Source organism: Paraburkholderia sp. A1RI_3L, from assembly GCF_048957895.1.
Lineage (GTDB): Bacteria > Pseudomonadota > Gammaproteobacteria > Burkholderiales > Burkholderiaceae > Paraburkholderia > Paraburkholderia kururiensis.
Map to the genome: position 1 here is coordinate 25,776 of NZ_JARCHA010000022.1, position 17,616 is coordinate 43,391.

The 17,616-nt window shown below is 62.8% G+C and carries 16 protein-coding genes; 12 read left to right on the forward strand and 4 right to left on the reverse strand.

Annotated elements, in window-relative coordinates; all coding sequences use genetic code 11:
• Positions 1–22 precede the first annotated feature (22 nt).
• Genes PXJ20_RS31090 through PXJ20_RS31100 form a run of 3 tightly spaced genes read left to right on the forward strand, consistent with a single transcriptional unit; the run spans position 23 to position 3,785 of the window.
• On the forward strand, positions 23–805 hold the full coding sequence (locus PXJ20_RS31090) for an IclR family transcriptional regulator (protein ID WP_421032601.1): 783 nt from the start codon (positions 23–25) through the stop codon (positions 803–805).
• A gap of 58 nt (positions 806–863) precedes the next feature.
• Entirely contained in the window at positions 864–2,588 is a 1,725-nt protein-coding gene (gene dld / locus PXJ20_RS31095) for a D-lactate dehydrogenase (RefSeq protein WP_421031209.1), read from the forward strand.
• Between the two features lie 18 nt (positions 2,589–2,606).
• A complete protein-coding gene (locus PXJ20_RS31100; protein ID WP_421031208.1) occupies positions 2,607–3,785 on the forward strand; it encodes a fumarylacetoacetate hydrolase family protein in 1,179 nt (392 codons plus the stop codon).
• Between the two features lie 21 nt (positions 3,786–3,806).
• On the opposite strand, the gene PXJ20_RS31105 is transcribed toward PXJ20_RS31100, so the two are convergent.
• From PXJ20_RS31105 to PXJ20_RS31115, 3 genes are all read right to left on the reverse strand, one after another.
• Positions 3,807–5,228, reverse strand: a complete 1,422-nt coding sequence (locus tag PXJ20_RS31105) for a DHA2 family efflux MFS transporter permease subunit (protein WP_421032600.1) — start codon at positions 5,226–5,228, stop codon at positions 3,807–3,809.
• A gap of 38 nt (positions 5,229–5,266) precedes the next feature.
• A complete protein-coding gene (locus PXJ20_RS31110; protein ID WP_421031207.1) occupies positions 5,267–5,830 on the reverse strand; it encodes an isochorismatase family protein in 564 nt (187 codons plus the stop codon).
• 85 nt (positions 5,831–5,915) lie between these two features.
• Positions 5,916–6,383 carry a MarR family winged helix-turn-helix transcriptional regulator gene (locus PXJ20_RS31115; protein WP_126879679.1) on the reverse strand — a complete coding sequence of 156 codons (468 nt, stop codon included), beginning with the start codon at positions 6,381–6,383 and terminating at the stop codon, positions 5,916–5,918.
• Positions 6,384–6,690: 307 nt separating this feature from the next.
• Here PXJ20_RS31115 and PXJ20_RS31120 point away from each other — a divergent pair, with 307 nt between their 5' ends.
• The 9 genes from PXJ20_RS31120 to PXJ20_RS31160 are packed head-to-tail and all read left to right on the forward strand — an operon-like array spanning position 6,691 to position 16,701.
• Positions 6,691–7,359 (forward strand): GntR family transcriptional regulator, encoded by a 669-nt coding sequence (locus PXJ20_RS31120; protein WP_152495151.1) that lies wholly within the window; start codon positions 6,691–6,693, stop codon positions 7,357–7,359.
• A 46-nt stretch (positions 7,360–7,405) separates the two neighbouring features.
• Entirely contained in the window at positions 7,406–8,212 is an 807-nt protein-coding gene (locus PXJ20_RS31125) for an SDR family oxidoreductase (RefSeq protein WP_421031206.1), read from the forward strand.
• Between the two features lie 20 nt (positions 8,213–8,232).
• Positions 8,233–9,165: a 3-keto-5-aminohexanoate cleavage protein gene (locus PXJ20_RS31130; RefSeq protein ID WP_126879676.1), complete on the forward strand. Its 933-nt coding sequence runs from the start codon at positions 8,233–8,235 to the stop codon at positions 9,163–9,165.
• 53 nt (positions 9,166–9,218) lie between these two features.
• Entirely contained in the window at positions 9,219–9,965 is a 747-nt protein-coding gene (locus PXJ20_RS31135; protein WP_126879700.1) for an MBL fold metallo-hydrolase, read from the forward strand.
• A gap of 40 nt (positions 9,966–10,005) precedes the next feature.
• On the forward strand, positions 10,006–11,145 hold the full coding sequence (locus PXJ20_RS31140; protein WP_413214217.1) for a sugar ABC transporter substrate-binding protein: 1,140 nt from the start codon (positions 10,006–10,008) through the stop codon (positions 11,143–11,145).
• 26 nt (positions 11,146–11,171) lie between these two features.
• The gene (locus PXJ20_RS31145) at positions 11,172–12,689 is read left to right on the forward strand and encodes a sugar ABC transporter ATP-binding protein (protein WP_421031205.1); all 1,518 of its coding nucleotides are present in this window, start codon (positions 11,172–11,174) and stop codon (positions 12,687–12,689) included.
• Positions 12,690–12,699: 10 nt separating this feature from the next.
• On the forward strand, positions 12,700–14,799 hold the full coding sequence (locus PXJ20_RS31150; protein WP_421031204.1) for an ABC transporter permease subunit: 2,100 nt from the start codon (positions 12,700–12,702) through the stop codon (positions 14,797–14,799).
• A gap of 30 nt (positions 14,800–14,829) precedes the next feature.
• Positions 14,830–15,771, forward strand: a complete 942-nt coding sequence (locus PXJ20_RS31155; RefSeq protein ID WP_421031203.1) for a 3-hydroxyacyl-CoA dehydrogenase — start codon at positions 14,830–14,832, stop codon at positions 15,769–15,771.
• 27 nt (positions 15,772–15,798) lie between these two features.
• A complete protein-coding gene (locus tag PXJ20_RS31160; RefSeq protein ID WP_421031202.1) occupies positions 15,799–16,701 on the forward strand; it encodes an SMP-30/gluconolactonase/LRE family protein in 903 nt (300 codons plus the stop codon).
• Here PXJ20_RS31160 and PXJ20_RS31165 read toward each other — a convergent pair.
• Entirely contained in the window at positions 16,642–17,595 is a 954-nt protein-coding gene (locus PXJ20_RS31165; RefSeq protein WP_421032599.1) for an MBL fold metallo-hydrolase, read from the reverse strand. The genes PXJ20_RS31160 and PXJ20_RS31165 overlap by 60 nt on opposite strands.
• Positions 17,596–17,616 lie beyond the last annotated feature (21 nt).

Below are 17,616 nucleotides of genomic sequence, written 5' to 3' on the forward strand. Positions count from 1 at the left end.
GGATAGCCCTCTTACACCCGCCATGCCGAAAGCCACTGCCACCACCGGGGATGGGCCCTCAAGCGCGCCGTACGACGTGCCGGCGCTCAAGCGCATCGACGACATCCTCAAGGCGCTTGCCGGCGCGCCCTTGCCGATACGCACATCGAAGCTTGCGGAGATTACCGGGCTCTCGCGTAGCACGCTCTATTTGCTGCTCGACTCGATGGAGCGGCGGCAGTGGATCGAGAAGCGGGACGGGGGATACATCATCGGCGTCGCGCTGTTCGAGCTTGGCAGTGCTTATGTGAGGCATGACCGCTTGCAGGAGCTGTTCCGGCACGAGGCGGCCAAATTCGTTGCCGCGCATAACGAGGTCGTGCAGCTTGCCGTATTGGACGGCATCGAGGTGGTGTATATCGCACGCGAGGACGCAGCCCGCCCCGTGCGATTGGTCTCCGATCTGGGCGCCAGGTTGCCGGCGCATTGCTGTGCGCTCGGCAAGGCGCTGCTGGCGAGCCTGCCGGACGACGAACTGCGCAACATACTGCCGCAGCGCCTGGATGCGCTCACGGCCCGCACGATCACCCGTCGTTCCGACCTGCTGGAAGCGCTGGCCGAAGTACGCGCCACAGGCATTGCCCGCGAACGCGAAGAAGTGACCGAGGGTCTTGCGTGTTTCGCGGCGTTCGTCGGCGTAACCGCATTGGGCAAACGCGTCGCACTGAGCACGAGTGTGCCGCTTGGGCGGTTGGACGAGCGCCTTGAAAAACGCATCGCAGTCCGGATTGTCGATATGGCGGACCGGATCGGCAAGGCGCTGTAATAGGGGGATTGCCGGTGGCGGCGTGCAATCGCAGGGCGAGCAACCACGAATCTGGACCATGCAGAATCTCGTAAACGAGTTCGAGACGATTGTCGGAAGACGGTTTGTATTGACCGGCGAGCTTGAAATGCGGCGCTTCACCAGAGGTTATCGCTACGGCTTGGGCGAGGCGCTGGTCGTCGTGCAGCCCGGCACACTGGTCGAGATGTGGCGGGTGCTGAAAGCGTGTCATCGGGCGGGCTGCGTCATGATCTTCCAGGCGGCCAATACCGGGCTCACAGGCGGTTCGACGCCGCATGCCGATGGATATGATCGCCCGGTCGTCATCGTCAGCACCTTGCGCCTTCGCAGACTCGATCTGGTCAAGGAAGGCAGCCAGGTCATCGCACAGCCGGGCGTGACGCTGGACCAGTTGGAGAAGAGGCTGAAACCGATCCGGCGGGAACCGCATTCTGTGATTGGTTCCAGTTGTATTGGTGCGTCGGTTATCGGCGGGATATGTAACAACTCCGGCGGATCGCTGATTCGGCGCGGGCCGGCGTTCACTCAACTGTCGCTGTACGCGCAGATCACCGCAGTTGGAGAACTGGAACTCGTCAATCATCTTGGCGTGCAGTTGGGCAGCACGCCCGAGCAAATCCTGGATCGCCTGGATCGAGGCCAGTTTTCGGAGGCGGACGTGGCGAGTCCGCCATCCATGCAGGCGTCGGACCATCAGTACTGCAATCACGTGCGCGACATTGCTGCGTCGAGCCCCGCCCGATTCAACGCCGACCCTCGCCGCTTGTTCGAAGCCTCGGGGTCGGCCGGGCGCATCGCGGTCTTTGCGGTGCGGCTCGATACATTTCCGGTCGATGAAAAGACGCAGGTCTTCTATATCGGAACCAACGATCCGGACGAACTCGAGCGGGTGCGGCGCCATATTCTGCGCGAATTCGACAGTCTGCCCGTTGCGGGCGAGTACATGCATCGCGGCGCCTATGATGCGGCGAAGCGCTATGGCAAGGACCTTTTCCTGTTCATTCGCGCCTTCGGCACGCATCGCGTTCCCACGGCATTCAAGATCAAAAGTCTGGTGGATGGCTTGACCGAGAAGCTGGGCATCGGGTCGGCAATCAGCGATCGCTTCCTGCAAGCCTTTGCGACCGTGTGGCCCGAACATCTTCCCAGGCGGCTGAACGACTATCGGAACCGGTACGAGCATCACCTGCTGCTGAAGATGGGGGATGCGGGGATAGACGAAGCGCGCCGGTATCTGGCCACGCGGTTCCCTTCGGCACACGGCGACTATCTCGAATGCACTGCGGAGGAAGGCTCTTCCGCATTTCTGAACCGATTCGTGATCGGCGGCGCGATCGTGCGTTATCGGTCGATCCATGCGAAGACAGTCGAGGACATCGTCGCGCTCGATATTGCGTTGCCGCGAAATGCGCATGACTGGTTCGAGCGACTGCCGGCGGATATAGACGACAAGATCGAATTCAAGATGTACTGCGGCCATTTCTTCTGTCACGTACTCCATCAGGAATACCTGGTGAAGAAAGGCGAAAACTGCGACACGATCAAGGACGATATTCTCGCGCTACTCGACGAGCGGGGCGCAAAGTATCCGGCCGAGCACAACGTTGGCCACCTTTATGCCGCTGACGAATCGCTGCGTTCGTTCTACAGGACGCTGGACCCTACCAACTCATTCAACCCGGGCATTGGAAAGACGTCGAGACGCGTCAAATGGGGCGAGGCGGAAGAGGTCGTCAGCGATTCGAATGAATACGCTAAATAAACTGGAGGTAATTTCGAAATGACCCCGCAACCCGCAACCTCGTATTTGCCGGAGGACTTTCAGCAGGCTCTGCTGGTGGGCCGCGTGTGGCGAAGAGCCGGCCGGTACGAAGGGCCTTCTGTCGTGATCGTCCGAAATGGCGAGGTGGTGGACGTCACGGCGAGCGTGCCCACCACAGCCGACCTCTTCGACCGTGACGACCTCGTTCAGTTTGCGCGCACGGTAAAGGGCGAAGCGCTTGGCTCTGTCGTGAAGCTGATGGAAGCCATGCTACGCGACGGAGAAGGCGCGGCCTTGCAATTGCTGGCGCCGAACGACGTGCAGGCCATCAAGGCATGCGGCGTCACGTTTGCCGTCAGCCTGATCGAACGCGTTATCGAAGAGCAGGCGGGCGGTGATCCAGGCAAGGCTAAAGAGGTTCGGGAGGCCATTACGGCAACCATCGGGACGGATCTTTCGAAAATCAAACCGGGATCGGATGCGGCCATGCGGCTCAAGGCCGAACTCGAGCGACGCGGTGCGTGGTCCCAGTACATGGAAGTGGGGATCGGGCACGATGCCGAAGTGTTTTCGAAGTCGCAGCCGATGTCCGCCGTCGGGTTCGGCGCGGAGATCGGACTGCTACCGGTGTCGAACTGGAATAACCCGGAGCCGGAGATCGTCCTCGCCGTGAACGGCCGTGGCGAGATTGTTGGCGCAACGCTCGGCAATGACGTCAATCTGCGCGACATCGAAGGCCGGTCTGCGTTGCTGCTCGGAAAATGCAAGGACAACAACGCGTCGTGCGCCATTGGGCCATTCATTCGTCTGTTCGACGAATCATTCGATCTTGACTCCGTTCGCAAAGCTCACGTGTCATTGCGCGTGGAAGGCGAGGATGACGGATTCGTGCTCGAAGGCGTGAGCCATATGAGCGAGATCAGCCGCGACCCGGCGGACCTCGTTGCCCAGACCTGCGGTCGCCATCATCAATATCCGGACGGCTTCGTGCTGTTTCTCGGCACCATGTTCGCTCCCACCGCCGATCGCGATAACGAAGGCGGTGGCTTCACGCATCACCTGGGCGACAGGGTGACCATCTCGGCAGCGCAACTGGGCTCGCTGATCAACACTGTGCAACTCAGCACGGAAATCACTCCGTGGACTTTCGGCGTGCGTGCGCTCTATCGCAACCTCGCATCGCGAGGGCTGCTTTAAAGGGCGGGGTGGGTTCGCACTTTAGTCACTCCCGCTCATCGTCGCTCTTCGTGGGAGGCCCATCGCCGCGACGGCGGCGAGCCCGTGCAGGGCCGCGAGCAGCAGGAATGCAAGCGTCCACGCATTCGGACCCGCATGCCCAACACGCGCTTCCAGCATGCGATCGAGAAAGGCCGCGCATAGGGTGGTGAGCGCCGGACCTCCCAGGCGCTGAACGATGTTCAGCGTGGTGGCGGCCATTGGCAGATTGCGGGGCTCGACTGACGCATAAGCCGACGAAAGAACGGGAAGTCCCACCGCGCCTTGTCCCATCCCCCGAAGGAAGAGCGCCGCAACCAGGACAAGAACATCGAGTGGATGGTTCGCCAGCCAGGCAAGCACCAGCGTTGCGCAGACGGCGACGCTGGCGCCTCCCACCGCCACCGCGCGTTCACCAAAACGGGTTGTCAGGAATCCTAGCGAGGGAAACGTGACCATCATGCCAAGCCCGAGCGGGGCGAGCATCCATCCCATCGCGGCGGGAGAACGGCCGCACGCCTGAATCAGGAATAGCGGAATGAGCATTTGCCCTGCGAACAACACGCCGTTCGAGAGAAACTGCGCGGCTGATGCGACACGAAACACCTTGCTGCGGAACTGGCTCAGATCGATTAACGCGCGTGCGGCCTTGCGACTTTCGACGCGCAGGAATACGGCAAGCAGAAGGCCGCCCGCTATCAGCGCGACGAGGCCCGGGCGCTGAGCGATACGCTCGAACCCGAGCAGCACGAGCGCGAGGGCGGGCGACAGCAGAAGCAGTCCGACCCAGTCGAGTCCGCGCGGCGTGTGCTGTGGAATGTCGTCGGGCAGAAAGAGTTTCGCGAGCAATAGCGCGAGCAAGCCCACCGGCAGGTTCACGAGAAACAGCCAGCGCCACGAAGCGTAGTGCAGTATCGCGCCCGCAATCACAGGGCCCAGCAGCGGCCCGAGCAAAATGGGCAACGCGGCGTAGCCCGCGATGCGTGTGAACTGGTTTCCCGCAGCCCGTTTCATCATCATCTGCGCCATGGGTGCGAGCAGGCCGCCGCTTACGCCCTGCAGAATGCGAAAACCAATCAGCGAGTTCGCCGACCATGCGAAGCCGCAGAGCGCCGAACTTGCCGTGAACAGCGAGAAGCACCAAAGATACAGGGCTTTTCCACCGATGCGCTCCACAAGCCAGCCATTCAACGGCAAGACCAGTGTGAGTGCGAGCAGATACGCGCTCGTGACCCACTGAATGGCCGGCAGCGTGGAGCCGAGATCCTTTGCCAGGCTGGAAAGCGAGACGTTCACGATGGTGGCGTCCAGCTGCGTGAGCAATGATCCGAGCACTGCGACTGCCGTGATTTTCCATATCGAAGGGGCGGGCGCTTGTGCCGCGCGTTCCTCGCGCTGGAGAATTTGCCCGTTGTCGTCGGCCATGCGTTTCATCGAACTGTTTCCGCGCTCCGTTTTGCCTCTCAGGCGTGCTGCGTTTCCAGCAGCGCAATGATTTCCTGCGTCGTACCCGTTTCGCCCAATCGCGGAAAGATGCGCGACACGCTATTGGCGTGAGCATCGGCGCTCATGTCCGTCATCGCGTCGATGGCAAGCGTGACGTTGAAGCCGAGCGCATAGGCCTCGCGCGCGGTCGACTCCACGCCGATGCTGGTCGCCACGCCGGCCAGAACGACTTGCGTCACACCCTCCGACTTTAGCCAGGACTCGAGGCTCGTGCCCATGAACGCGCCCCACGTGTGCTTGGTGACGAGATGATCCTGCGGCTGCTGCCCGAGAGCAGGCAGCAGCTCTGTCCAGTCCGGAGCAAGCGACAGGGCGCCGCGTGATTGTTCCGTGCGCCCCGCGGCGCTGCCTGCAACGTTGACCAGCACGACGGGCAGAGCCCGCTCGCGAAAGGCCGCGGCAAGCAAGCCGGCTTTCTGCGTCACGACTTCAATCGGGGCGGCGGCAGGGAGTGCTGCTATGCCTTTCTGAAGGTCGACGATGATCAGGGCCGTGCGTGGGTCGAGGGTGGTTGCGCTCATGTTAGTGATCCTAAATGGTTGCAGGGATAAGACGCATGTTTCATCAGCGATTCACCGCAGGACGTACTGCCCGCGGCGCGTTGCGTCAGGACGAGCCGAGCCGCTTGAGAAGCGGAATAGCAGCGGCCAGAGTCTGAAGCTCCGTCTGATCGAATTTCGACAGCGCATCGACCAGCCATTCGCGCTTGGCTGCGGTGCGCTGCCGTCGCTCTTCAAGGCCCTTCGGCGTCAGTGCGAACAGGATTTGGCGGCCGTCCGTGGGATGCGGCTGGCGCTCCACGCAGGCTTCTTCTTCGAGGCTCGCCAGAATCGATTTCATTGACTGCGGTTTCATCGATTCGGCGCGCGCAAGATCGGCTGTCGTCATGGGGCCACCGTGTTCCAGCCGTGCGAGCGCGCTCGATTGGGACAGGCTGAGTTCGCCCGGATTACCCACGGAGCGAAGTCTTCGCACGATTTGGCCGATTGCAGGCGTCAGTTCGGCGATAACGGCTTCGAGCGATGCGTTAGGGGCACCTGACAAAGACCCCGAGGAGATGCGTGAACTGGTCATGGCCGCAGCATAGGTTAAGACAGTTTAACTTGCAAGTTAGACTGTCTAGTTTGTTTGGGGCCTTGTGAAACCCTTGCGTGGCCCATGACGTGCAAGGCGCTCGTACCTCGCGTTTTCCCCTAGCGATTCCCGGTTGACTCCTCATGCAGGGCGAATCAAACTTCGCTCAAGAGATCTGTGATCACAGGTCACAGAGGCGCCAGAAACCTGAAAGCGTGGCCGTAGCTGGATGAAAGAACGGAGGTTGAAGGTGGCAACCCGCACGTCAACGGATTTACCCGAACTCGAACTGGTCGCGCGCGAAACCATGGCGGGCCGCGTCTACGCCCAGTTGAGGGAAGCGATCATGACCGGCCGCTTCGCGCCGGGCCAGTTGCTGAGCCTGCGCAGCGTGGCCGAAGCCGTGGGCTCGTCCACGATGCCCGTACGTGCCGCGCTCACGCGGCTGCAAGCCGAAGGCGCGTTGATCGACGGTCCGGGCCGCGCGCTGATGGTGCCGCCCATGACGCTCGAATTGCTCGACGAGTTGCGCGACGTGCGTATCGCGCTTGAAGGCACCGTCGCTAAACGAGCCGCGGCGCGCATGTCGCGCGAGCATCTCGAAGCATTACAGGCCGTGTTCGACACGATGGACGCACACGTCGAAGCTGGCGACGTGCCGGCCTATCTGCGCAGTAATTTCCAGTTCCATATCGCGATTTACACGCACGGTGCGAGCGACCTCACGCTCGCCACGATCCAGAACCTCTGGATGCGTATCGGCCCTTTCCTCAATCTCGTGGCGCCGGACATTCCCCACATGCGCCGCTCCATGGTGGCGCATCGCCACATCGTCGAAGCGCTCTGGCGCGGCGACGGTGACGGCGCACGCGCAGGCATCGAGGAAGACATCGGCGACGCCGCCGCGGACCTGCAGGAGCGATTGCAGGCCGCGGAGCAGAGCAAGGCAGACAGCGGCGACCGGGCCACCGCCTGAAGCTGACGCACAAGAAAGCTGACGCACAAGAAAACGGAGAAAGGCAATGACGGTTCTGCAGATGCTGAAACCGCACGCGGGCTTGCGCGTGCTCATTACAGGCGGCGCATCGGGCATTGGGCTCGTAATCGCGCGGGCCTTCGTTGAAACGGGTGCGCGCGTGCATGTCTGCGATGCGAGTGCCGATGCGATCGATGCGCTTGCCCAGTCGCAAGCCAACGCTGACTCTAGCCGCATTAGCGCAACGCTCGCGGACGTATCCGATCGCGATGCCGTCGAGCGCGTGTTTGCCGACGTGCAGAAAGAACTGGGCGGACTCGACGTGCTCGTCAACAACGCGGGCATTGCAGGTCCAACAGGCGGCATCGAAGAACTCGACGTGAAAGAGTGGGAAACCACGATCGACGTCAATCTCAACGCGCAGTTCTATTTCGCGCGCCGCGCGGTGCCGCTGCTGCGCAACGCGCAAAACGGCGGAACGATCATCGCGCTCTCGTCGGTGGCGGGCCGGCTCGGCTACGCGTTTCGCACGCCGTATTCGGCGACCAAGTGGGCCGTGGTCGGACTCACGAAGAGCCTTGCGATCGAACTGGGCCCATCGAACATTCGCGTCAATGCAATTCAACCGGGCATCGTGAAAGGCCCGCGCATCGAGCGCGTAATCGCCGCACGTGCGGCGCAATTGAATCTCTCTTACGAAGAGATGGAGAAGCAATACCTCGAGAAGATTTCGCTGCGCCGTATGACGACGCCGGAGGAAGTGGCCGCCACCGCGCTCTTCCTCTGTTCGCCGGCGGGCAGCGGCATCTCGGGGCAGGCCATCTCCGTCTGCGGCAATGTCGAAGTGCTCTGAGAACAGCGAGGACCGAACACATGGCAACGAAACGCAAGGTCATCATCACGTGCGCACCGACGGGCGCGATCCACACGCCGTCGATGTCGCCTTATCTTCCCGTCACCCCGCAGCAGATCGGCGACGCGGCGCTGGCCGCCGCGAAGGAAGGCGCAGCGATTCTGCATCTGCATGCGCGCGATCCGGACGACGGCCATCCCACGCAAGACCCCGCTGTATTTCAGGCCTTCCTGCCGCGCATCAAGGCGGAAACGGACGCCGTCATCAACATCACGACGGGCGGCAGCCCGCATATGACGGTAGCCGAGCGTCTCAAGCCCGCGCATCACTTCAAGCCCGAAGTGGCGTCGCTCAACATGGGGTCGATGAACTTTGGCCTTTATCCGATGCTGGAGCGTTTCAAGGACCTCAAGTACGACTGGGAGCGCAAACATCTGGAAAACAGCCGCGATCTCGTATTCAAGAACACTTTCGCGGACATCGAATACATCCTCACGTCGTGCAGTGCGAACGGCACGCGCTTCGAGTACGAGTGCTACGACATCTCGCATCTCTACAACCTCGCGCATTTCGTGGATCGCGGGCTCGCGAAACCGCCGTTCTTCGTGCAAAGCGTGTTCGGTCTACTGGGAGGCATCGGGCCGCATCCTGAGGACCTCGCGCACATGAGGCGCACCGCCGATCGTCTGTTTGGGAACGACTACGTGTGGTCCATTCTGGGCGCAGGCCGCAATCAGATTCCGCTGGGTTCGATCGGCGTTGCGCAGGGATCGAACGTGCGCGTCGGGCTGGAAGACTCGCTGTGGCTCGGGCCGGGCAAGCTTGCCGAATCGAGTGCCGCGCAGGTTCGCAAGATCCGCCAGGTGATCGAAGGGCTTTCGCTCGACGTCGCGACGCCCGCAGAAGCACGCGAGATGTTGCAACTCAAGGGCGCAGCGCAAACCAACTTCTGACACGCGGAGGCATCGTGAACGGCAGTGCGCGCAGCAAACTGAAAGTGGTCGCGATGCCGACGGGCTGGCTTACCGTGGACCGCTCGTCGCAGGTCTATGGCCGTTACTTCGGGCAACAGATGAAGGTGCCCGTGTGGTCCACGGCGATCGTCGGGGCGCAGAAAAAGATCGTGGTGGATACCGGCATTCACGACCCGGGCTGGGTCTCGAACTTCGTATGTCCCTGCGATCAGGCACCGGAGGAGAAGCTGGAGCGCGCGCTGAAGGAATACGTTGGCTGGCGCGCGGACGAGGTCGATATCGTCATCAACACGCATCTGCATTACGACCACTCGGGCGGCAACACGCTCTTTCGCAATGCGCGTTTCGTGGTGCAGGAAAAGGAGTGGGACTACGCCTGTCACCCGCTGCCCACACAGGCAACGTATTACCAGGAATTCCTGATTGGCCGCGAGCCGCTCGCGTATTTCCGCTGGCACTTCGTGAACGGCGTGACCGACATCGTGCCCGGCGTGCGTGTAGTACCCACGCCAGGACACACGCCAGGCCATCAGTCTGTTGCGGTCGATACGGAAGACGGTGTCGTGCTGATTGCGGGCGATTGCGCGAACTGCATGGAAAACATCGTCGACCTCGTGCCGGTAGGCATCGTGCACGAAACGCTGGCGGAGATGAACACGCTTGCGCGCATCCGGCAGATCGCGGACTTCGTCATACCCGGGCACGACCCCAACGTCTTGCCCGGCAGCGCGGGAATCGTATTGCCGGCGAACGCTCGCCTGCCGCACGTCGCGAAGTAAAGCGCAGTCACACATCAATAAAGAAGCATCGGAGGAAGACATGAAAGCATTGACGCACAGCATCCGTCGTGCGGGCCGGGTTGCATTCAGCCTCGCACTCGGCCTTGCATTCACCGCCGCGCTCGCCGTTTCGGGTCCTGCCGTGGCGGCCGGCAAATACAAGGTGTTCCTGTCGATGAGCTATGTGGGCAACGACTGGCAGACCGAGGCCGCGAACATGGTCAAGGCAATGGCCAATACGCCCGCGCTCAAGGACAAGGTGGATCTCGAAGTACAGGTGGCGGGCACGGACGCACAGAAACAGATCCAGCAGATCAACTCGATGGTGCAGGCGGGCGCGAAGGCCATCATCATCTACCCGATCTCGCCTACGGCGCTCAATCGCGCCATCAAGAACGCGTGCTCGAAGGGCGTGGTGGTGGCCGCCTACGACGGTGAAGTCACCGAACCGTGCGCGCACAACGTCACCATCGACCAGCACCAGGCCGGCACCGTTACCGCCGAATGGCTCGCGAAGACGATCAACGGCAAAGGCAATGTCGTGATGATTACGGGCGTGCCGGGCACCTCCGTGGACCGCGCCCGCACCGAAGCCGCCAAGGCCGTGTTCGCGAAATACCCCGGCATCAAGGTGATCGCGGAAGGCACTGGCATGTGGAGCCAGGCCACCGCGAAGACCGAACTCTCGAAGATTCTCGCAACCCATAGCTGGGACAAGATCGACGGCCTGTGGATGCAGGTTGGCTGCTTCACCGCGGCATCGATGCAACTGGACGCGGGCATTGCCGACGACAAGATCAAGCCGTGCGCGGGCGAATCGTCGAACGGACACCGCGTGCAGATGCTGCCGCCGGGCACCGTGAAGGGTGAGGGCGCCTATCGTGCCATCGGTTATCGCTCCATCTCGTACGGTGCGCCGCCGTATTCGGGTGCGATGGCGCTCAAGCTCGCCGTGCAAAAGCTGGAAGGCAAAGACTTTCCGCCGCATGTCACGTTGAAACTGCCGCTCGTGCAGACCGCGGACTCGAAGCTCTGCAAGACCGGCAGCATCGACGAACTGAAGGCGGGCTGCACGGCGTTCCCGCCCGACAAGGTGCCCCCGGGCTGGTTCGCGGACATTTATTCCGACGACACGAAGGAAGTGGGCTTCAATGCGGCGCTGACCGGCAACCAGGACTGACTGCGGCACAACGAGGAGGTGATTCGATGACATCGCTTGCGATCGATATCGAGAAGGTCACCAAGCGCTTCGGCGCGACGGTTGCGCTGGACGGCGCATCGTTTCAAGTGAAGCGCGGCGCCGTGCATGCGCTGCTCGGCGAGAACGGCGCGGGCAAGTCCACCACGGTCAAGCTGCTTTCGGGGCTCATGCAGCCCGATGCGGGGAGCATCCGCGTGATGGGCAGCGAGGTCGCGATGCGCGGGCCGAAAGACGCGCATCGCGCCGGCGTGCAGACGGCGTTTCAGGAGATGACGCTGGTGCGCGATCTCACGGTTGCGCAGAACCTGCTCATGTCGTACGAGCCTACGGGCTTTCTGGGGCGAATCAGAAAGCGCGAGGCGCAGCGTAAAGCGGCTGAATGGCTCGATCGTCTCGAACTCGCGGACGTGCGGCCTGGCGCCTACATTCGTGACCTTTCGCTGCCCGTGCGGCAGAAGATCGAAATCGCGAAGGCGATGGTGCGCGCGCCGCAAGTGCTGCTGCTCGACGAGCCGACCTCCGCGCTTTCCGGCCGCGACGTCGCGTGGCTTGCGAGGCGCATCGACGAACTGAAGGCACGCGGCGTGACCTTCGTGTTTATCTCGCACCGCATGCAGGAAGTGCGCGAGTTCTGCGACAGCCTCACGGTGTATCGCAACGGGCGCGACGTGGGTGCATTCGATACGGCCGACATATCGGATGACGAAGTGATTCGCCTCGTGATTGGCCGCTCGATGGAAGCGAAGTATCCGCCGAAGGTTGCGTCGCCCGCGCAGGCGCAAGGTGCGACGCAGGCGCCGGCCATCGAGGCCCGAAGCGTCCGCGTGGATAGCGTCGTCGAAGATTTCGATCTTGCGCTCATGCCCGGCGAGGTGCACGGCATTGCCGCGCTGCAGGGCATGGGCCAGCGCGAGCTGTTCGAGGCGCTCTTCGGTGCGACCTATATCGACGACGGCGAGATTCGCATCGACGGCCGGCCGGTCACGCTGACCTCCACGGCGGATTCGCTGAAAGCCGGCGTATCCACGAGCTTCCTGCCCGAAGACCGCAAGACCGAAGGGCTCTTCCTGCGCCTGCCCGGCGGCGAGAACGTGTCGCTGCCGGTGATAGGACGCTACTCGCGCTTCGGGCTGATCGACCGCAAGCGCGAGCAGGCCGCGATCCGCCGTTCGCTCGCGCAGATGGAAGTGAATCCGCGCGCACTCTACAAACCGTGTCTGTCGTTCTCGGGCGGCAATCAGCAGAAGATCGCGATGGCCAAGTGGCTGCTCACGCAAAGCCGCGTCTGGTTGATGTTCGACCCGACGCGCGGCATCGACGTGGGCACCAAGCATCAGATCTTCGTGCTGATGCGCGCCTTCGCGGCGGCGGGCGGCGCGGTGCTGTTCTATTCGACCGATGTGCCCGAACTGGTCAACGTGTGCGATCGCGTTTCGGTGATGTACCGCGGACGCAATGTCGGCGAACTATCGGGCGATGCGCTCACCGAAGAGAACGTGATGCGCAAGATGCTTTCCAGCTGAGAGGTTGCTCATGAAAATTGCCATTGCGTCGCCCGACAGCGAGATCGTCCGCCCCGGTGCGCGCGTGGGATGGGGCGCGCGCCTCGATCATCATCGCGGGCTCATCATCGCCATCAGCGCGCTCGTGTTGATGCTCGTGGCGTGGGTCGCGTTGTCCGCCACGCCGGTCGGGTTCTATGACGTCGGCTCGGTCATTTCGAGTGCGGCCACGCTGGCGCTTGCGGCTATCGGGCAGACCATCGTTGTGCTCTCGGGCGGTTTCGATCTGTCGGCGTCCGCTGTCGTATCGCTCGCCAACGTGCTTGCCGTGCGCTTCGTGCAGGGTTCTCCCGTGGAGCAATGGGGCGGCGCGGCACTGATCCTCGCGATTGGCGGCGGCATCGGGCTCATGAACGGTGCGCTGATTGCGTGGTTCCGTCTGCAGTCTATCGTCGTTACGCTCGCCACCATGTTCATGGTGCAAGGCCTCACGCTGCTCATCCAGAACAAGCCCGGCGGCAGCGTGGGCGATCAGTTCGGCGCCGTGCTCACGGCAGATCTGATTCCCGAGAAGGTGCCGATGTCCGCCGGCGTGTTGATCGTCGCGCTGCTCGTCTGGGCGTTCATCAAGAGCACGCGGTTGGGCGTGGGCATCTATGCGCTGGGCAGCGACCCCGACAGCGCCTACGCGAACGGCACGCCGGTCACGCGTTATCGCATTGCGACCTACGCGCTCGCAGGCATGTTCTACGCGGCGGCAGGCCTCTATGTGTCGGCGCAAACGGGTTCGGCCGATCCGCTCGTTGGCCGTCCTCTGCTGCTCTCCATGTTCACGGCTGTCGTGCTGGGAGGCACCCTGTTGGGCGGCGGCCGCGGCGGGTGCGTGGGTACAGTATTCGCGGCCATGACGCTGATGATCACCGTGAACATCCTGCTGGTTCTGAACGTATCGGCGTTTTTCACGACGATCGCCGAAGCGGTGATCCTGATTCTCGCGGTGCTGGGCTCGTCCATTGGCAAGCAGTCGGCCGCGCACGAATGCGCGCGTCACGCGGCGCAGTGGCTCAAGGCGGTGCGAACCGGCACGCGTGCGCGAAACGACAGGAACGCGCGGCGTGTGTCGTTCGAAGTGAACGACTTCCGTCCTGTCGAAAACACCGAATTGAAAGGCCGGGTGATCGGCGACTGGATCGAGCGCAATCGCGAGTGGGTCAAATACGTCGTGCCGGCATATCTGCTCTTCTTCGCCGTGGTGGTCATCACAGGATTCGTGTATGGGCCGCGCGTGCTTGTCAGCGCGAACTTTTACAGCAGCCTGCTCACGCTGACGCTGTTTCTTGCGATTCTCGGGCTGGGCCAGGGCGCGGTCATTCTCACAGGCGGGCTCGATCTCTCCATGCCGTGGCTCATTACGCTATCCGGTGTGTTGTTGACGGGGCTCACGCATGGCCTCAACGAAGCGGCGGTGTGGGCCGTTCCGATCGTGCTCTGCGTGGGATTGCTCGTCGGCGTGTTCAATGGCGTGGGCGTAGTGATGCTCGGCTTGCCGCCCATCGTGGTGACGCTCGCCGCCAATGGCCTGTTGCAGGGCCTCACGCTCATCTACTGCAACGGGTCGCCGCAAGGCTGGTCGCCTCCGGCGATCAGCGAATTCGCGAACGGCAAACTGGGTCCGCTTTCGCTTGCGGCGTGGAGCGTGCCGGTGTTTCTCGTTATTGCACTGCTCTTGCTGCATCGCACGCCGTTTGGGCGCCGCGTGTACGCGGTGGGCAATTCGCCGATTGCCGCGAAGCTTTCGGGCGTGCGTGTGGGCACGACGCTGATCGCGGTTTATTGTCTTTCGGGTCTCTGCTCGGCGCTCGTCGGGTTGCTGCTGGCGGGCTTCAGCTCGCAGGCGTTCCTCGGCATGGGCGACCCGTATCTGCTGCCTTCCATCGCCGTGGTGGTGGTGGGCGGCGCGCTCATCACGGGCGGGCGCGGACACTATCTCGGCGTATTCGGCGGCGCGCTGCTGCTGACCGCGCTCGGCACGCTGCTCGCAGGCACCACCGTACCGCCCGCGGTGAGAGACATCATCAACGGGCTCGTCGTGCTGGCGGCCGTCATCACGTTGCGCGACAAGCGCGCCTGATCGTTGCAACCCATAGCGAGGAAAATGCGCATGCAAGCAAGAACAATCGCGGTGATCGGGGCAGGGCGCATCGGGCGCGCGTGGGCCATCGTGTTCGCGCGCAGCGGCTTCGAGGTGCGCATTTACGATGCCGACGCCGGCATGCTGGCGGGCGCGATTCCCGCAATCCGCGAGAGCGTGCAGGACCTGGCCTCGTTCGGTCTTATCGATGAGCCGGTGGAGACTGTCGTGTCGCGCATCGGTGCGCGCTCAACGCTTACCGAAACAGTCGCGCAAGCAGATCTCGTGCAGGAGAACATCGCGGAAGTGGTGGAAGTGAAGCGCGCGATGTTCATCGAACTCGATCGGCTCACGAAGCCCGATGCCTTGCTGGCAAGTTCCACGTCGGGGCTGCCTGCGTCCACCTTTACGGAAGGGCTGCAAGGCCGCGCGCGATGCCTCGTGGCACACCCTGTGAACCCGCCGTCGCTCGTGCCGCTCGTGGAGCTGTGCGGCGCGCCGTGGACCACGCCGGCCACTTTGGAACGCGCGCGAGCCCTTTACGAGGAAGCGGGGCAGAAGCCCGTAACAGTCAATCGAGAGATCTCGGGTTTTTTGCTGAACCGGTTGCAAGGTGCCGTGCTGGACGAAGCGTTGAGCCTCTATGAACAGGGCTATGCGAGCGCGGCCGATCTGGACACCGTGATGCGCGACGGCCTCGCCATGCGCTGGTCGTTCATGGGCCCGTTCGAAACCATCGATCTGAATGCGCCGGGCGGCGTGGCCGATTACGCCGCACGATATGGCGGCACGTATCGCAGCATTGCGGCAACGCGTGTGCCGTTCACGTGGTCTGCCGAGACGCTCGGCAAGCTTGATGAAGCGCGGCGCGCCGTGCTTCCACGCGATCGCATCGAAGCACGCAGCCGCTGGCGCGATCGGCGTTTGATGGCGCTGCTCGCGCATCGACGATCGCTGGAAGACGAGGACTGACCCACCCGAAGCCGGAAGGAGACGACGATGCCCGAAGTACGCTTGCTCGTGGATGCCAACAACCACCTGGGCGAAGGTCCGCTGTGGGATGTGCAGGAAGAGCGGCTCTACTGGATCGACAGCACCGCTGCGGAGATATACAGCTGCCGCGCCGACGGCGCTGACGTGAAGCGCTATTTCGTGCCGCGCCATATTGGTTCGATGGCGCTGCGCGAGCAGGGCGGCGCGGTGGTGGCGCTCGCGAACGGCCTGCATTTCTACGACTTCGACGCGCAGACGGTGGAGTTCATCGCAGACCCCGAAGCCGACGACCCCGAGACGCGTTTCAACGACGGCAAGGTGGACCGCCGCGGCCGCTTTATCGCGGGCACCATGTCCTACGATTTCGACCGCTACGATGCGGATCGTGGCCAGCGGTCCACCCGCAGCGGCGGGTTGTACCGGCTCGATGCCGATGGCAAGCTCGCGCGTCTCGACAGCGGCATCAGCTGCTCGAATGGGCCCTGCTGGAGTCCCGACAATCGCACGCTCTATTTCACGGACACGTACAGCAAGGAAATGTACGCGTACGACTACGACATCGAGACGGGCGCGGCAAACAACCGCCGGCTGTTCGCCTCGGCGCACAACATGGCGGGCACCTTCGATGGCGCAACCGTGGATGAAGAGGGCTACGTGTGGTCGGCACTCGTATTCGGCGGGCGCATTGTGCGGTTCGCGCCTGACGGTATGCTCGATCGCATCGTGCCGTTCCCCGTGCGTAATCTGACGAGCGTGATGTTCGGCGGCCCGAATCTCGACACGCTTTACGTCACGACGATGGGCCGCCCGATGTGGGGTATTCCACAGAAGGAACGCGACAAAGGCGGGCTATTCGCAGTGACGGGATTGGGCGTGCGCGGACTGCCCGAGCCGCGGTTTGCCGGATGATTCGGATGCCTCAGTGAGATAGCGCCATTCGAAGCCTTCGCGTCCCTCGCGCACCGTGCCGGCCGATGTTTCCGGGAAATGCGCAGCAAACACGGTTGCGCCTGTTTTCGCGGCATGCGCGAGCAGCCAGTGCCGCGATGCGCGCGCCTGCTCCTGATCGAGGCAAAACGTGGAGTTCCATTGCGGCCGATAAACCTGCAGTGGGCTGTGCATGACGTCGCCGGAGAACAGCGCGGTTTCTCCTCGCGATCGGATTTCGATCGCCATGTGCCCGACGCTGTGCCCCAGCGTCGGCAGAAAGCGGATGCCGTCGATTATTTCTTCGCCTTTGTCCGGCACCACGTGCGTCTGATTCGCTTCGACAAGGGGCTGCACGCTGTCCTCGAATACCATGCGCCGGGGCTCGCCCTGAGGCGTCGAAAAGAATTCGCACTCGCGCGCGCTGAATGCATACGTTGCGTTCGGAAAGAAGGGGGCCCAGCGGCCGTCACGCCAATGGGTGTTCCACCCCACATGATCGACGTGCAGATGCGTGAGCAATACATAGTCGATTTGCTCGGGACGGAACCCGGCTGCTTCCAGACGTGCCGGCACAGGATGATCGAGACGGTCGAACAGCGCGCTGAACGGCCGCGGCTTTCCGTTGCCGATTCCCGTATCCACCACGATAGTCAGATCACCCGTCTCGACCACCCACAGATGCGTTCTGAGCGGAATGCGTCGATTCGTGAGGTCCAGGCTCGTCGTTGCGAAATGGACTTCGAGGGCGTGGCCGCTCTCGTCGTTCCAGTCGGGAAACAGGATGTCGGGTGCGAGCGCGAATTCGGTTTCGTCCACGCGGGTAATGGTCGCGCCGCCTACACGCCAGCGCCAGCGGGGTGAAATGTCTTTCATAGCCATTCTTGCGTCCGGTTC